Source organism: Citrobacter sp. Igbk 17 (assembly GCF_028069775.1).
GTDB lineage: Bacteria > Pseudomonadota > Gammaproteobacteria > Enterobacterales > Enterobacteriaceae > Citrobacter.
On record NZ_JANEWI010000053.1, the window covers coordinates 12218 to 26603 of the forward strand.

The following is a 14386-nucleotide window of genomic DNA, read 5'->3' on the forward strand; positions in this document are numbered from 1 at the left end:
TCTCTTTGGTACTAAGCTTTACTTGGAGTAAAGCTCGACGATCAGGTGTTCGTTAATGTCCGCAGACAGATCAGAACGCTCCGGCTTACGCTTGAACGTACCTTCCATCTTGCCAGCATCAACTTCCAGCCAGGTTGGCTTTTCACGCTGCTCAGCCAGCTCCAGAGCGGCTTTCACGCGAGACTGCTTCTTCGCTTTCTCACGAATGCTAACAACGTCATTCGGACTAACCTGATAAGAAGCGATGTTAACAACACGACCGTTTACCATAATTGCTTTATGGCTGACCAGCTGACGTGCTTCTGCACGAGTGGCACCGAAGCCCATACGGTATACAACGTTGTCCAGACGACCTTCCAGCAGACCCAACAGGTTTTCACCGGTGTTGCCTTTCAGACGCGCTGCTTCTTTGTAGTAGTTACGGAACTGACGCTCCAGCACACCGTAGATACGGCGAACTTTTTGCTTTTCACGCAACTGCACACCATAGTCAGACAGACGCGGTTTACGCGCACCGTGCTGGCCAGGAGCTTGTTCAATTTTACACTTGGTATCGATCGCGCGAACGCCAGACTTAAGGAATAAGTCAGTGCCCTCACGACGGCTCAGCTTGAGCTTAGGACCCAAATATCTTGCCATTTTCTTTCTCCAACAATCCTAGAAACGACAGCGTTATACGCGACGTTTTTTCGGCGGACGACAACCGTTATGAGGGATCGGAGTCACATCAGTAATATTAGTGATGCGGAAACCAGCGGCGTTCAGAGCACGAACAGTAGATTCGCGACCTGGACCCGGTCCTTTGACCATAACTTCCAGATTCTTGATACCGTATTCTTTTACGGCGTCAGCGCAACGCTCTGCTGCAACCTGAGCTGCAAACGGAGTGGATTTGCGAGAACCACGGAAACCGGAACCACCGGCTGTTGCCCAACCCAGTGCGTTACCCTGACGATCAGTAATGGTAACGATGGTGTTGTTAAAAGAAGCATGGATATGAGCCACGCCGTCAGAGACTTGTTTTCTTACACGTTTACGTGCACGAATTGGTGCCTTTGCCATTATTCAATCACCCCGATTATTTCTTGATCGGTTTGCGCGGACCCTTACGGGTACGTGCGTTGGTCTTGGTACGCTGACCGCGAACCGGGAGACCACGACGATGACGCAAACCGCGATAGCAACCAAGGTCCATAAGGCGCTTGATGCTCATGCTAACTTCACGGCGCAGATCACCTTCAACGACAAATTTGGCAACTTCGTCACGCAGCGTGTCGATTTGTTCTTCAGACAGCTCACTGATCTTAACATCTTCAGCGATACCCGCTGCAGCCAGAATGGCTTTAGAACGGGTCTTGCCGACGCCGTAGATCGAAGTTAATGCGATCACAGCATGTTTCTGATCAGGAATGTTAATGCCTGCTATACGGGCCACTATGCACTCCTACTATTTAATATGTACGCACCATGCTGAAAAGCCCGTTTTCAGGATACTCAAATGGAAACGCACAGACATACAAAAGATTGGCTGGCTAATCTAGCCAGCTCAACCCAACTTTGCAAGAAAAATATGCGAATAAATCAGCCTTGGCGCTGTTTATGCTTCGGCTCGGCACTGCAAATCACACGGATGACACCATCACGCTTAACGATTTTGCAGTTACGGCATAATTTCTTGACGGAAGCACGAACTTTCATTTTTACTCTCCGTAACTTCTCGGGCGACTGTTAACGGCCGTAGCCTTTCAGATTCGCCTTCTTCAATGCAGACTCGTACTGACTAGACATCATCAGAGTTTGCACTTGAGCCATAAAGTCCATAATCACGACAACAACGATAAGCAGTGAGGTCCCACCGAAGTAGAACGGTACTTTCATTGCATCACGCATGAACTCCGGGATCAGGCAGATAAAGGTAATGTAGAGCGCACCAACCAAAGTCAGGCGGGTCATTACTTTATCGATATACTTCGCCGTTTGCTCTCCCGGACGAATTCCTGGTACAAATGCACCGGACTTCTTCAGGTTATCTGCTGTTTCACGCGGGTTGAAAACCAACGCCGTGTAGAAGAAACAGAAGAAGATGATTGCAGACGCATAGAGTAACACATAAAGCGGTTGCCCAGGCTGCAAATACAGCGAAATTGTTGTCAGCCAGTTCCAACCAGTCCCGCCCCCGAACCATGACGCGATGGTTGCTGGGAACAGAATAATACTGGAAGCGAAGATTGCCGGGATTACCCCCGCCATATTCACTTTCAGCGGTAAATGTGTGCTCTGTGCAGCATAGACACGACGACCTTGCTGACGTTTCGCGTAGTTTACCACAATACGGCGTTGACCACGCTCAACAAATACAACAAAGAACGTCACTGCAAATACTAATACTGCAACCAACAGCAACACGAGGAAGTGCAGGTCGCCTTGACGCGCTTGCTCGATAGTATGGGCAATGGCTGGCGGGAGTCCCGCGACAATACCGGCGAAGATAATGATTGAGATACCGTTGCCGATACCACGTTCAGTAATCTGTTCACCCAACCACATCAGGAACATAGTCCCTGTAACCAGACTTACAACAGCGGTGAAATAGAATGCAAAGCCTGGATTCATTACCAGGCCCTGCATACCAGGCATATTCGGGAGACCGGTAGCAATACCGATCGACTGGAATATTGCCAGCACCAGAGTACCGTAGCGGGTGTACTGGCTGATCTTACGACGACCAGACTCCCCTTCTTTCTTAATTTCTGCCAGCGTTGGATGAACCACCGTCAGCAGCTGGATAATGATCGACGCCGAAATATACGGCATGATCCCCAGAGCAAAGATAGAAGCACGGCTGAGAGCACCACCAGAGAACATGTTAAACATTTCAATGATGGTGCCTCGCTGTTGCTCAAGCAGTTTGGCAAGTACAGCGGCATCAATACCAGGGATCGGAATGAAAGAGCCAATACGGAACACAATCAGCGCGCCGATTACAAACAGCAGTCTGCGTTTCAGCTCGCCTAAGCCACCTTTGGCACTTTGAAAATCTAATCCCGGTTGTTTAGCCATCTGCTACTTATTCCTCGATTTTACCGCCAGCAGCTTCGATAGCAGCACGAGCGCCTTTAGTAACACGCAGGCCACGAACAGTTACCGGAGTCGTTACTTCACCAGCCAGGATCACTTTCGCGAACTCGATCTGGATACCGATAATGTTAGCCGCTTTCAGCGTGTTCAGGTCTACAACACCGCCTTCAACTTTAGCCAGGTCAGACAGACGAACTTCGGCTGTAATCGCTGCTTTACGTGAAGTGAAGCCGAATTTCGGCAGACGACGGTACAGAGGCATCTGACCACCCTCGAAACCGCGACGTACGCCACCGCCAGAACGAGACTTCTGACCTTTGTGACCACGACCACCGGTTTTACCGAGGCCAGAACCGATACCACGACCCAGGCGTTTACCCGCCTTTTTGGAGCCTTCGGCCGGAGACAGAGTATTTAAACGCATCTCTTACTCCTCAACTTTAACCATGAAGGAAACCGCGTTGACCATACCACGAACAGCAGGAGTATCCTCGCGCTCTACGGTGTGACCAATACGACGCAGACCCAGGCCAAGCAGCGTTGCCTTGTGTTTCGGCAGACGACCGATTGCACTGCGGGTTTGAGTAATTTTAATAGTCTTTGCCATGGTTTATTTCCCCAGAATTTCTTCAACGGATTTACCACGCTTGGCAGCGACCATTTCCGGAGATTTCATATTTTCCAGACCATCGATAGTTGCACGAACCACGTTAATCGGGTTGGTGGAACCATACGCTTTAGCCAGAACGTTACGAACTCCAGCGACTTCCAGAACGGCGCGCATTGCACCACCGGCGATGATACCGGTACCTTCGGAAGCCGGCTGCATGAATACACGAGAACCCGTATGAGTACCCTTAACCGGGTGCTGCAGGGTGCCGTGGTTCAGCGCGACGTTAATCATATTGCGACGGGCTTTTTCCATCGCTTTCTGGATCGCTGCTGGAACTTCACGCGCTTTACCGTAACCAAAACCAACGCGACCGTTACCATCGCCAACTACAGTCAGAGCTGTGAAGGAGAAAATACGACCACCTTTAACGGTTTTAGATACGCGGTTTACCGCGATCAGCTTTTCCTGCAGTTCGCCAGCTTGTTTTTCGATGTGAGCCATCTTACACCTCTACCTTAGAACTGAAGGCCAGCTTCACGGGCAGCATCTGCCAGTGCCTGGACACGACCATGATATTGGAACCCGGAACGGTCAAAGGACACATCTTTGATGCCTTTTTCCAGAGCGCGTTCGGCGACAGCTTTACCCACAGCTGCTGCAGCGTCTTTGTTACCGGTGTACTTCAGTTGTTCAGCAATAGCTTTTTCTACAGTAGAAGCAGCTACCAGAACTTCAGAACCGTTCGGTGCAATTACCTGTGCGTAAATATGACGCGGGGTACGATGTACCACCAGGCGAGTTGCGCCCAGCTCTTTGAGCTTGCGGCGTGCGCGGGTCGCACGACGGATACGAGCAGATTTCTTATCCATAGTGTTACCTTACTTCTTCTTAGCCTCTTTGGTACGCACGACTTCGTCGGCGTAACGAACACCCTTGCCTTTGTAAGGCTCAGGACGACGGTAGGCGCGCAGATCTGCTGCAACCTGACCGATCAGCTGTTTATCAGCGCCTTTCAGCACGATTTCAGTCTGAGTCGGACATTCTGCAGTGATACCTGCCGGCAGCTGATGATCAACTGGGTGAGAGAAACCTAAAGCAAGGTTTACTACATTCCCTTTGACCGCTGCACGATAACCTACACCAACCAGCTGCAGCTTCTTAGTGAAGCCTTCGGTAACACCGACAACCATTGCATTCAGCAGGGCACGCGCGGTACCAGCCTGAGCCCATCCATCAGCGTAACCATCACGCGGACCGAAGGTCAGTGCATTATCTGCATGATTTACTGCAACAGCATCGTTGAGAGTACGAGTCAGCTCGCCGTTTTTACCTTTGATCGTAATAACCTGACCGTTGATTTTTACATCAACGCCGGCAGGAATAACGACCGGTGCTTTAGCAACACGAGACATTTTTTCCTCCGATTAGGCTACGTAGCAGATAATTTCGCCACCAAGACCAGCCTGGCGCGCTGCACGATCAGTCATAACACCTTTAGAGGTAGAAACAACTGCGATACCCATGCCAGCCATAACTTTCGGCAGCTCGTCTTTACGCTTATAAATGCGCAGACCTGGGCGACTGACACGCTGAATGCTTTCTACAACAGCTTTACCCTGGAAATACTTGAGAGTAAGTTCCAGTTCCGGCTTGGTGTCGCCTTCAACTTTAAAATCTTCAATAAAACCTTCTTCCTTCAGCACGTTGGCAATTGCCACTTTCAGCTTGGAGGAAGGCATGGTGACCGCAGCTTTATTCGCGGCCTGACCGTTACGGATACGGGTCAGCATATCCGCGATCGGATCTTGCATGCTCATCTGTCTTTACTCCCGTGATTCAATTGGTAATTACCAGCTAGCCTTTTTCAAGCCTGGTACTTCACCGCGCATGGCGGCTTCACGCAGTTTGATACGGCTCAACCCGAACTTGCCCACATAGCCATGCGGACGACCTGTTTGACGGCAGCGGTTACGCTGACGGGACGGGCTGGAATCACGCGGCAGAGACTGCAGCTTGAGAACTGCGTTCCAACGATCTTCGTCGGTCGCGTTCACATCAGAGATAATAGCTTTCAGTTCAGCGCGTTTTGCGAAGTACTTATCAGCTAAAGCTACGCGCTTTACTTCGCGTGCTTTCATTGATTGCTTAGCCATTCAGTAACCCTACCTTACTTGCGGAACGGGAAGTCAAAGGCAGCCAGCAGAGCACGGCCTTCTTCGTCAGATTTCGCAGTAGTGGTAATGGTAATATCCAAACCACGCACGCGGTCGACTTTATCGTAGTCGATTTCTGGGAAGATGATCTGCTCACGGACACCCATGCTGTAGTTACCACGACCGTCGAAAGACTTAGCGGACAAGCCACGGAAGTCACGGATACGTGGAACAGCAATAGTGATCAGGCGCTCAAAGAACTCCCACATGCGTTCGCCACGCAGAGTTACTTTACAGCCGATCGGATAGCCCTGACGGATTTTGAAGCCTGCAACAGATTTGCGTGCTTTGGTGATCAGCGGTTTTTGACCGGAGATTGCTGTCAGGTCAGCTGCTGCGTTATCCAGCAGTTTCTTGTCAGCGATCGCTTCACCAACACCCATGTTCAGGGTGATCTTCTCGACCCGAGGGACTTGCATGACAGAATTGTAGTTAAACTCAGACATGAGTTTAGCGACTACTTCGTCTTTGTAGTAATCATGCAGTTTCGCCATCGTACTACTCCAAATTACTTGATAGTTTCGCTGTTAGATTTAAAGAAACGGACTTTTTTGCCGTCTTCGAATCTAAAGCCTACACGGTCAGCCTTGCCGGTTGCCGCGTTGAAGATAGCAAGGTTAGAGATCTGAATAGCTGCTTCTTTCTCTACGATGCCGCCTGGTTGGTTCAGGGCCGGAACCGGCTTCTGATGTTTCTTAACCAGGTTGATACCTTCAACAATGACCTTGCCGGAAGACAGGACATTTTTTACTTTACCGCGTTTACCTTTATCTTTACCGGTTAACACGATAACTTCGTCATCACGACGGATCTTCGCTGCCATGATTCGCTCCTTAGAGTACTTCTGGTGCCAGAGAGATAATTTTCATGAACTTCTCGTTACGAAGTTCACGAGTTACCGGCCCAAAAATACGCGTACCGATAGGTTGCTCGCTGTTATTGTTTAAAATAACGCATGCATTACCATCGAAGCGAATGACAGAACCGTCCGGGCGACGAACACCCTTCTTGGTGCGCACCACTACCGCCTTCAGCACATCACCTTTTTTGACCTTACCACGTGGAATTGCTTCCTTGATGGTGATCTTGATGATATCGCCGACGCCTGCGTAGCGACGGTGCGAGCCACCCAGAACCTTGATACACATTACGCGACGTGCACCGGAGTTGTCGGCGACGTTCAGCATAGTCTGTTCTTGGATCATTTTAGTGCTCCGCTAATGTCAACTACTACTGAGACCCGAAAATCAGGTCGTTAAAAAAGCCCCATATCGGGGGCGCGGCATTATAACACCGCTTAAACGATATGGGTAGAAAAAATAAACGGCTCATCGCTGAGCCGTTTATTCGTTGAGAATGCCTACTGTATTACAGAACAGCTTTCTCTACAACGCGAACCAGCGTCCAGGACTTAGTCTTGGACAGCGGACGGCATTCGCGGATTTCAACCACGTCACCAGTACCGCATTCGTTGTTCTCGTCATGTACGTGCAGTTTGGTCGTACGCTTAATGAATTTACCGTAGATCGGGTGTTTCACAAAACGTTCGATAGCAACAACAATGGATTTCTCCATTTTATCGCTAACAACGCGACCTTGCAGAGTACGGATTTTATCGGTCATTACGCACCCGCCTTCTCAGTCAGTAAAGTCTTAACGCGTGCGACATCACGACGCACTTGCTTCAACAGGTGAGACTGTTGCAGCTGGCCACTTGCAGCCTGCATACGCAGGTTGAACTGCTCACGCAGCAGATTCAGCAGCTCGGTGTTCAGCTCTTCAACACTCTTCTCACGCAGCTCTTTTGCTTTCATTACATCACCGTCTTAGTTACAAAGGTGGTTTTAATCGGCAGTTTCGCTGCTGCCAGCTTGAATGCTTCACGGGCCAGCTCTTCCGGTACGCCGTCCATTTCATACAGGACTTTACCCGGCTGAATCAAGGCAACCCAATACTCTACGTTACCTTTACCTTTACCCATACGCACTGCCAGCGGCTTTTCAGTGATCGGTTTGTCCGGGAATACACGGATCCAGATCTTACCTTGACGCTTAACTGCACGGGTCATAGCACGACGTGCTGCTTCGATCTGACGGGCAGTCAGACGACCACGGCCAACAGCTTTCAGACCGAAGCTGCCGAAGCTAACATCCGTACCCTGCGCCAGACCGCGGTTACGGCCTTTGTGCATTTTACGGAATTTTGTACGCTTTGGTTGTAACATCAGCGACGCTCCTTATTTACGGCCTTTACGCTGCTGCTTTTTAGGTTGCGCAGCCGGTTTTTCCGGTTGTTCAACAGCAGCCATACCACCCAGGATCTCGCCTTTGAAGATCCACACTTTAACGCCGATTACACCGTAAGTGGTGTGCGCTTCAGAGGTGTTGTAGTCGATGTCAGCACGCAGAGTGTGCAGAGGAACGCGACCTTCACGGTACCATTCGGTACGAGCGATTTCCGCGCCGCCCAGACGGCCGCTAACTTCAACTTTAATACCTTTAGCGCCCAGACGCATTGCGTTCTGTACAGCACGCTTCATAGCACGACGGAACATAACGCGACGTTCCAGCTGAGAAGTGATGCTGTCAGCAACTAATTTTGCGTCCAGTTCAGGCTTACGCACTTCGGCGATATTGATCTGAGCAGGAACGCCAGCAATATCCGCTACGACTTTGCGCAGTTTTTCTACGTCTTCGCCTTTCTTACCGATAACGATACCCGGGCGAGCAGTGTGAATGGTCACACGGATGCTCTTAGCCGGACGCTCGATAACGATACGAGATACAGACGCTTTAGCCAGTTCCTTAGTCAGGTACTGACGTACTTTAAAATCGCTGTCCAGGTTGTCAGCGAATTCTTTGGTGTTCGCAAACCAGGTTGAGTTCCATGGTTTTACAATACCCAGGCGAATACCATTAGGATGTACTTTCTGACCCATTGCTAGTCTCCAGAGTCTCAGCGATCGGACACAACCACAGTAATGTGGCTGGTGCGCTTCAGGATGCGATCTGCACGACCTTTTGCACGCGGCATAATGCGCTTCATGCTCGGGCCTTCGTCTACGAAAATTTTCGTAACTTTCAGATCGTCAATGTCAGCGCCATCGTTGTGTTCAGCGTTAGCAATGGCAGATTCCAGGACTTTCTTAACCAGTACAGCCGCTTTCTTATTGGTGTAGGTCAGAATATCAAGGGCCTGCGACACTTTCTTACCGCGAATCAGGTCTGCAACAAGGCGAACCTTCTGAGCAGAAGAACGAGCATGGCGATGTTGAGCTAAAGTTTCCATCTCTTCCTCCTACCTTATTTCTTCTTCGCTTTTTTATCAGCAGCGTGGCCGCGATAAGTACGAGTCGGTGCGAATTCACCCAGTTTGTGACCGACCATTTCGTCGGAAACAAATACCGGAACGTGCTGACGACCATTATGGACAGCGATGGTCAAACCGATCATGTTAGGAAAGATCGTTGAACGACGGGACCAAGTGCGCAGGGGCTTCTTGTCTCCGCTTTCCACCGCTTTCTCTACCTTCTTCAGCAAGTGCAGGTCAATAAAAGGACCTTTCTTGAGAGAACGTGGCATGGCTTATCCTCTAAAATTATTTGCTACGGCGACGTACGATGAATTTATCAGTACGCTTGTTGCTGCGGGTCTTCTTACCTTTGGTCTGAACGCCCCACGGAGTTACCGGGTGCTTACCAAAGTTACGACCTTCACCACCACCATGTGGGTGGTCGACTGGGTTCATCGCAGTACCGCGAACGGTAGGACGAACACCACGCCAGCGTGCAGCACCTGCTTTACCCAGAACGCGCAGCATATGCTCAGCATTGCCAACTTCGCCCAGAGTTGCACGGCAGTCTGCTTCGACTTTACGCATTTCACCAGAACGCAGACGCAGGGTGACATAAGCACCATCACGAGCAACGATCTGAACGTAAGTACCAGCGGAACGTGCCAGCTGACCGCCTTTACCTGGTTTCATTTCTACGTTATGAACGGTAGAACCAACCGGGATATTGCGCATCGGCAGGGTGTTACCTGCTTTGATTGCAGCATCAACGCCAGATTGAACCTGGTCGCCAGCTTTCAGGCCTTTAGGGGCCAGGATGTAACGGCGTTCACCGTCTTTGTACAGAACCAGCGCGATGTTCGCGGAGCGGTTCGGATCGTACTCAAGACGTTCAACAACTGCCGGGATACCGTCTTTGTTGCGTTTGAAGTCAACAATACGATAAGCCTGCTTGTGACCACCACCGATGTGACGAGTGGTGATGCGGCCATTGTTGTTACGACCACCGGATTTGCTGTTTTTTTCAACCAGCGGAGCAAAAGGTTTGCCCTTGTGCAGCTCTGGGTTGACCACTTTAACGACGTGGCGACGACCCGGAGATGTCGGTTTACATTTAACAACTGCCATTGTATTACTCCTCCGACTTACTCAGCGCCGCCGACGAAGTCCAGATTCTGGCCTTCCTTCAGGGTGACGTAAGCTTTTTTCCAGTCGCTACGACGACCGATACGCTGTCCGTGACGTTTAACTTTCCCTTTAACTACCAGGGTGTTAACGACTTCGACTTCGACTTCAAACAGTTTCTGCACAGCAGCTTTGATTTCTGCTTTGGTCGCGTCTTTAGCAACTTTGAGAACGATGGTGTTAGTTTTTTCCATCGCAGTAGACGCTTTTTCAGAAACGTGCGGTGCACGCAGCACCTTCAGCAGACGTTCTTCACGAATCATGCCAGCATCTCCTCAACTTGCTTAACAGCATCAGCAGTCATTACGACTTTGTCGAAGGCGATCAGGCTAACCGGGTCGATACCAGTTGCATCGCGTACGTCAACCTTGTGCAGGTTGCGCGCAGCCAGGAACAGGTTCTCGTCCAGCTCACCGGTGATGATCAGCACATCTTCCAGAGCCATGTCTTTCAGTTTCTGTGCCAGCAGCTTAGTTTTAGGCGCTTCTACAGAGAATGATTCGACAACGATCAGACGATCCTGACGTACCAGTTCGGACAGAATGCTTTTCAGCGCGCCGCGGTACATCTTTTTGTTAACTTTTTGACTGTGGTCCTGCGGGCGAGCAGCGAAGGTCACGCCACCTGAACGCCAGATCGGGCTCTTGATAGAACCTGAACGCGCACGGCCGGTACCTTTCTGGCGCCACGGCTTTTTGCCTGAACCAGTTACTTCAGCACGAGTCTTCTGAGCACGAGTACCCTGACGAGCACCAGCTGCATAAGCAACAACAACCTGGTGAACCAGCGCTTCGTTGAAATCACGACCGAAGGTAGTTTCGGAAACAGTCAGCGCGCTCTGCGCGTCTTTCAATACTAATTCCATTGCTATCCCCTTACGCCTTCACAGCTGGTTTAACGATCAGGTCGCAACCGGTCGCACCCGGAACACCACCTTTAACCAGCAGCAGGTTGCGCTCAGCGTCAACACGTACTACGTCCAGGCTCTGAACAGTGACACGTTCGTTGCCCAGCTGACCTGCCATTTTCTTGCCTTTGAACACTTTGCCCGGAGTCTGGTTCTGACCGATAGAACCCGGAACGCGGTGAGACAAGGAGTTACCGTGAGTCGCGTCCTGGGTACGGAAGTTCCAGCGCTTAACGGTACCAGCGAAACCTTTACCTTTAGAGGTACCGGTTACGTCAACTTTTTTAACGTCAGCAAACAGTTCAACGCTAATGTTCTGACCAACGGTGTATTCTTCACCATCTGCCAGACGGAACTCCCACAGGCCGCGGCCAGCTTCTACGCCAGCTTTAGCAAAGTGGCCAGCTTCCGGCTTAGTTACGCGGTTAGCTTTTTTAGCACCGGTGGTAACCTGAACAGCGCGATAGCCATCGTTAGCCAGATCTTTAACCTGAGTAACGCGGTTTGCTTCAACTTCGATAACGGTTACTGGGATAGATACGCCATCTTCAGTGAAGATGCGGGTCATACCCACTTTTTTACCGACTAAACCAATCATTGTATCAACCTCTCAATCGCTCGATGACCTGATTAACCCAGGCTGATCTGCACGTCTACACCGGCAGCCAGGTCCAGACGCATCAGAGCATCAACGGTTTTTTCAGTTGGCTCAACGATGTCAACCAGACGCTTGTGAGTACGGATCTCGTACTGATCACGCGCGTCTTTGTTGACGTGCGGGGAGATCAGAACGGTGAAACGCTCTTTGCGGGTCGGCAGCGGGATCGGACCACGAACCTGCGCACCAGTGCGCTTGGCAGTCTCGACGATTTCCGCGGTTGATTGATCGATCAGACGATGATCAAACGCTTTCAAACGGATACGGATTCTTTGGTTCTGCATGAGACCAGAGCTCCAATTATTTTATAGACGAAATAGTTACTCCTCAAACCCATTACGATTGATGGGAGAGTGTAACCGTTCTTACAGAGTTCCCCAATTGGGAACATTGTCTGGTATTGCTTTCGCAGTACCGGTGGCTCATATCGAACCGCTGTCAATATTAGACAAGCCCGCGCATTATACGTAAATCTCAGTCTTAAGCAAGTGCCGCGTAGAAATTAATCACTCGTTCACAAATGCAGGCCTCCTTCCACTCTGATTGTATGTCCTATGGTGCAACGCATTTTCCGTGGAAAAGAGAATCCATAACCCACATCCCGGACTTGTAGGGTCGCCAAGCTTACCCGAAGGTATACTTTTTACCAGATAAGGTTTGCCCATGTACATCGACCTCCCCTTTCTGCTGTTTTATGTTTCGCTATCAGGGTTGCTCTTAGTCCATGACCTACGTACCGGGTTGCTGCCCGACAAATTCACCTGCCCTCTTTTGTGGGGCGGTCTTATTTATCATCAGTGCTGCAGACCTGCACAGTTATCCGACGCGCTTTGGGGTGCCGTCGCAGGTTATGGGGTATTTGCGTTGTTCTACTGGGGGTATCGTTTGATATGCCGACAGGAAGGATTAGGCTTTGGTGATGTCAAATTTCTTGCCGCGCTAGGCGCATGGCATCGCTGGGAATCATTACCACTGTTGGTTTTACTTGCCGCGGGCATGGCATGCTGTCTCACTGGGATTTCCTGCGCCCGTTACGGGAGACAGGTACTAAAAAACCCGCTGCCTTTTGGGCCATATCTGGCGGCTGCGGGTTTTGTTGTTGGCTGGCTAAATCTGATACAGGGCGGTTAATCGCTGACCTTAATTTGCGATTGCAGATAGTTTTGCAACCCAAGTTTTCCAATCAGATCCAACTCCGTTTCGAGCCAATCGATATGCCCTTCTTCTTCGGTCAGGATCTCAATCATCATGTCCCGACTAACATAGTCATGAACGCTATCGGCATAAGCAATGGCTTCGCGTAAATCTTTCGCACCATCAAGCTCGAGCCGAAGATCTGATTGCAGCATCTCTTCAACATCTTCACCAATCCCCAACTTGCCTAGATCTTGTAAGTTTGGGAGACCTTCTAAGAATAAAATACGCTCAATGTATTTATCAGCGTGTTTCATCTCATCGATTGATTCATGGTACTCAACATCATTGAGGCGAGTCAGTCCCCAGTTTTTAAACATACGGGCATGGAGAAAATACTGGTTGATTGCGACAAGCTCATTTCCCAATAGTTTATTGAGATAATTTATGATTTTAACATCACCTTTCATTTTATAGTCCCTCCGCTTCCACTCTTAGAGCGTAGATGGGGCTACAGGGATGTCAAAAAAAAGAGTGTGACTTAGGCGATCTCTTTAAATTCTGGCATTTGAGTTAATTCATCCTGCATGACTTCACGGGCAGCACGAATGCACTTACCGCACTGATTTCCAACAGGAATAAACTTACGTAATTGCTGAAAGGACTGAGGATGAAACTGGCGAACAGCCTGACGAATTTTTTTATCACTTATCGCATTACACAAACAAACGTACATGATCGCTCCCGTTCAATTTCTGCGCAAAGTGTAAATGAGAATAGTTATGATTACAATAGCACAACGTTATTTACGCGATGGAAGAATGAACAAAAAATGCGAACAAATATGACAACGGTTAAATCACAGGTAGCAAAAAGGGCGCCTTAGCGCCCTTTTTAAGCTCAAAGCTAATTAATAAATAATTAGCTCATTACTTTAGCAACAACGCCCGCACCTACAGTACGGCCGCCTTCACGGATTGCGAAACGCAGACCGTCATCCATCGCGATTGGGTGGATCAGGGTAACAACCATTTTGATGTTGTCGCCCGGCATTACCATCTCAACGCCTTCTGGCAGTTCGATGGTACCAGTCACGTCAGTAGTACGGAAGTAGAACTGCGGACGGTAGCCTTTGAAGAACGGAGTATGACGGCCGCCTTCGTCTTTGGACAGGATATAAACTTCAGATTCGAACTTGGTGTGCGGCTTGATAGAGCCCGGCTTAGCCAGTACCTGACCACGTTCGATTTCTTCACGTTTGATACCACGCAGCAGAACACCAACGTTCTCACCAGCACGGCCTTCGT

General features: G+C 49.9%; 29 protein-coding genes and 1 pseudogene. 1 reads left to right on the forward strand and 29 read right to left on the reverse strand.

What is annotated here, in order from left to right; translation table 11 throughout:
- Window positions 1–18: 18 nt before the first annotated feature.
- The 26 genes from rpsD to rpsJ all read right to left on the reverse strand — a co-directional run bounded on the left by rpsD (window position 19) and on the right by rpsJ (window position 12229).
- Window positions 19–639, reverse strand: coding sequence for a 30S ribosomal protein S4 (gene rpsD / locus NNO08_RS21570; protein WP_003031138.1), 621 nt, complete (start codon window positions 637–639; stop codon window positions 19–21).
- Between the two features lie 33 nt (window positions 640–672).
- Window positions 673–1062, reverse strand: coding sequence for a 30S ribosomal protein S11 (gene rpsK, locus NNO08_RS21575; protein ID WP_260861814.1), 390 nt, complete (start codon window positions 1060–1062; stop codon window positions 673–675).
- A 16-nt stretch (window positions 1063–1078) separates the two neighbouring features.
- Window positions 1079–1435: a 30S ribosomal protein S13 gene (gene rpsM, locus NNO08_RS21580; RefSeq protein WP_003031135.1), complete on the reverse strand. Its 357-nt coding sequence runs from the start codon at window positions 1433–1435 to the stop codon at window positions 1079–1081.
- A 146-nt stretch (window positions 1436–1581) separates the two neighbouring features.
- Window positions 1582–1698 carry a 50S ribosomal protein L36 gene (rpmJ, locus tag NNO08_RS21585; protein WP_000868187.1) on the reverse strand — a complete coding sequence of 39 codons (117 nt, stop codon included), beginning with the start codon at window positions 1696–1698 and terminating at the stop codon, window positions 1582–1584.
- A gap of 30 nt (window positions 1699–1728) precedes the next feature.
- The gene (secY, locus tag NNO08_RS21590; protein ID WP_001118864.1) at window positions 1729–3060 is read right to left on the reverse strand and encodes a preprotein translocase subunit SecY; all 1332 of its coding nucleotides are present in this window, start codon (window positions 3058–3060) and stop codon (window positions 1729–1731) included.
- A gap of 7 nt (window positions 3061–3067) precedes the next feature.
- The gene (rplO, locus tag NNO08_RS21595; RefSeq protein ID WP_001238917.1) at window positions 3068–3502 is read right to left on the reverse strand and encodes a 50S ribosomal protein L15; all 435 of its coding nucleotides are present in this window, start codon (window positions 3500–3502) and stop codon (window positions 3068–3070) included.
- 3 nt (window positions 3503–3505) lie between these two features.
- The gene (gene rpmD, locus NNO08_RS21600) at window positions 3506–3685 is read right to left on the reverse strand and encodes a 50S ribosomal protein L30 (protein ID WP_001140434.1); all 180 of its coding nucleotides are present in this window, start codon (window positions 3683–3685) and stop codon (window positions 3506–3508) included.
- Between the two features lie 3 nt (window positions 3686–3688).
- A complete protein-coding gene (gene rpsE / locus NNO08_RS21605) occupies window positions 3689–4192 on the reverse strand; it encodes a 30S ribosomal protein S5 (RefSeq protein WP_003031131.1) in 504 nt (167 codons plus the stop codon).
- Window positions 4193–4206: 14 nt separating this feature from the next.
- Window positions 4207–4560 (reverse strand): 50S ribosomal protein L18, encoded by a 354-nt coding sequence (gene rplR, locus NNO08_RS21610; protein WP_000358956.1) that lies wholly within the window; start codon window positions 4558–4560, stop codon window positions 4207–4209.
- Between the two features lie 9 nt (window positions 4561–4569).
- Window positions 4570–5103, reverse strand: a complete 534-nt coding sequence (gene rplF / locus NNO08_RS21615; protein ID WP_006687355.1) for a 50S ribosomal protein L6 — start codon at window positions 5101–5103, stop codon at window positions 4570–4572.
- A 12-nt stretch (window positions 5104–5115) separates the two neighbouring features.
- Window positions 5116–5508, reverse strand: coding sequence for a 30S ribosomal protein S8 (gene rpsH, locus NNO08_RS21620; RefSeq protein WP_003031127.1), 393 nt, complete (start codon window positions 5506–5508; stop codon window positions 5116–5118).
- A 30-nt stretch (window positions 5509–5538) separates the two neighbouring features.
- Window positions 5539–5844, reverse strand: a complete 306-nt coding sequence (rpsN, locus tag NNO08_RS21625; protein WP_003031125.1) for a 30S ribosomal protein S14 — start codon at window positions 5842–5844, stop codon at window positions 5539–5541.
- Between the two features lie 14 nt (window positions 5845–5858).
- A complete protein-coding gene (rplE, locus tag NNO08_RS21630; protein ID WP_064541635.1) occupies window positions 5859–6398 on the reverse strand; it encodes a 50S ribosomal protein L5 in 540 nt (179 codons plus the stop codon).
- Window positions 6399–6412: 14 nt separating this feature from the next.
- A complete protein-coding gene (gene rplX / locus NNO08_RS21635; protein WP_003031122.1) occupies window positions 6413–6727 on the reverse strand; it encodes a 50S ribosomal protein L24 in 315 nt (104 codons plus the stop codon).
- Between the two features lie 10 nt (window positions 6728–6737).
- Window positions 6738–7109, reverse strand: coding sequence for a 50S ribosomal protein L14 (gene rplN, locus NNO08_RS21640; protein WP_000613954.1), 372 nt, complete (start codon window positions 7107–7109; stop codon window positions 6738–6740).
- Between the two features lie 163 nt (window positions 7110–7272).
- Window positions 7273–7527 (reverse strand): 30S ribosomal protein S17, encoded by a 255-nt coding sequence (gene rpsQ / locus NNO08_RS21645; RefSeq protein ID WP_003031120.1) that lies wholly within the window; start codon window positions 7525–7527, stop codon window positions 7273–7275.
- On the reverse strand, window positions 7527–7718 hold the full coding sequence (rpmC, locus tag NNO08_RS21650) for a 50S ribosomal protein L29 (protein WP_000644742.1): 192 nt from the start codon (window positions 7716–7718) through the stop codon (window positions 7527–7529). Before rpmC ends, rpsQ begins: the two co-directional genes overlap by 1 nt.
- Window positions 7718–8128, reverse strand: a complete 411-nt coding sequence (rplP, locus tag NNO08_RS21655) for a 50S ribosomal protein L16 (RefSeq protein ID WP_000941212.1) — start codon at window positions 8126–8128, stop codon at window positions 7718–7720. The genes rpmC and rplP overlap by 1 nt, the downstream gene beginning before the upstream one ends.
- Before the next feature lie 12 nt (window positions 8129–8140).
- Window positions 8141–8842 (reverse strand): 30S ribosomal protein S3, encoded by a 702-nt coding sequence (gene rpsC / locus NNO08_RS21660; protein ID WP_000529945.1) that lies wholly within the window; start codon window positions 8840–8842, stop codon window positions 8141–8143.
- A gap of 17 nt (window positions 8843–8859) precedes the next feature.
- Entirely contained in the window at window positions 8860–9192 is a 333-nt protein-coding gene (rplV, locus tag NNO08_RS21665) for a 50S ribosomal protein L22 (protein ID WP_000448832.1), read from the reverse strand.
- 14 nt (window positions 9193–9206) lie between these two features.
- A complete protein-coding gene (rpsS, locus tag NNO08_RS21670; RefSeq protein ID WP_001138115.1) occupies window positions 9207–9485 on the reverse strand; it encodes a 30S ribosomal protein S19 in 279 nt (92 codons plus the stop codon).
- 16 nt (window positions 9486–9501) lie between these two features.
- On the reverse strand, window positions 9502–10323 hold the full coding sequence (rplB, locus tag NNO08_RS21675; RefSeq protein WP_016154746.1) for a 50S ribosomal protein L2: 822 nt from the start codon (window positions 10321–10323) through the stop codon (window positions 9502–9504).
- Window positions 10324–10340: 17 nt separating this feature from the next.
- A complete protein-coding gene (gene rplW / locus NNO08_RS21680) occupies window positions 10341–10643 on the reverse strand; it encodes a 50S ribosomal protein L23 (protein WP_000617546.1) in 303 nt (100 codons plus the stop codon).
- Entirely contained in the window at window positions 10640–11245 is a 606-nt protein-coding gene (gene rplD / locus NNO08_RS21685) for a 50S ribosomal protein L4 (RefSeq protein ID WP_003031119.1), read from the reverse strand. Before rplD ends, rplW begins: the two co-directional genes overlap by 4 nt.
- 10 nt (window positions 11246–11255) lie before the next feature.
- A complete protein-coding gene (gene rplC / locus NNO08_RS21690; RefSeq protein WP_003031117.1) occupies window positions 11256–11885 on the reverse strand; it encodes a 50S ribosomal protein L3 in 630 nt (209 codons plus the stop codon).
- 32 nt (window positions 11886–11917) lie between these two features.
- Entirely contained in the window at window positions 11918–12229 is a 312-nt protein-coding gene (gene rpsJ, locus NNO08_RS21695) for a 30S ribosomal protein S10 (protein ID WP_001181005.1), read from the reverse strand.
- A 379-nt stretch (window positions 12230–12608) separates the two neighbouring features.
- Between rpsJ and NNO08_RS21700 the strand changes: the two genes are divergently transcribed.
- Window positions 12609–13076, forward strand: a complete 468-nt coding sequence (locus NNO08_RS21700; RefSeq protein ID WP_271442358.1) for a prepilin peptidase — start codon at window positions 12609–12611, stop codon at window positions 13074–13076.
- Here the strand turns inward: NNO08_RS21700 and bfr are convergent.
- From bfr to tuf, 3 genes and pseudogenes are all read right to left on the reverse strand, one after another.
- Complete coding sequence (gene bfr, locus NNO08_RS21705; RefSeq protein ID WP_040232010.1) at window positions 13073–13549, reverse strand: bacterioferritin; 477 nt, start codon at window positions 13547–13549, stop codon at window positions 13073–13075. The genes NNO08_RS21700 and bfr overlap by 4 nt on opposite strands.
- Before the next feature lie 71 nt (window positions 13550–13620).
- Window positions 13621–13815: a bacterioferritin-associated ferredoxin gene (gene bfd / locus NNO08_RS21710; RefSeq protein WP_003031111.1), complete on the reverse strand. Its 195-nt coding sequence runs from the start codon at window positions 13813–13815 to the stop codon at window positions 13621–13623.
- Between the two features lie 185 nt (window positions 13816–14000).
- A pseudogene (tuf, locus tag NNO08_RS21715) lies at window positions 14001–14386 on the reverse strand (elongation factor Tu); the annotation flags it as partial.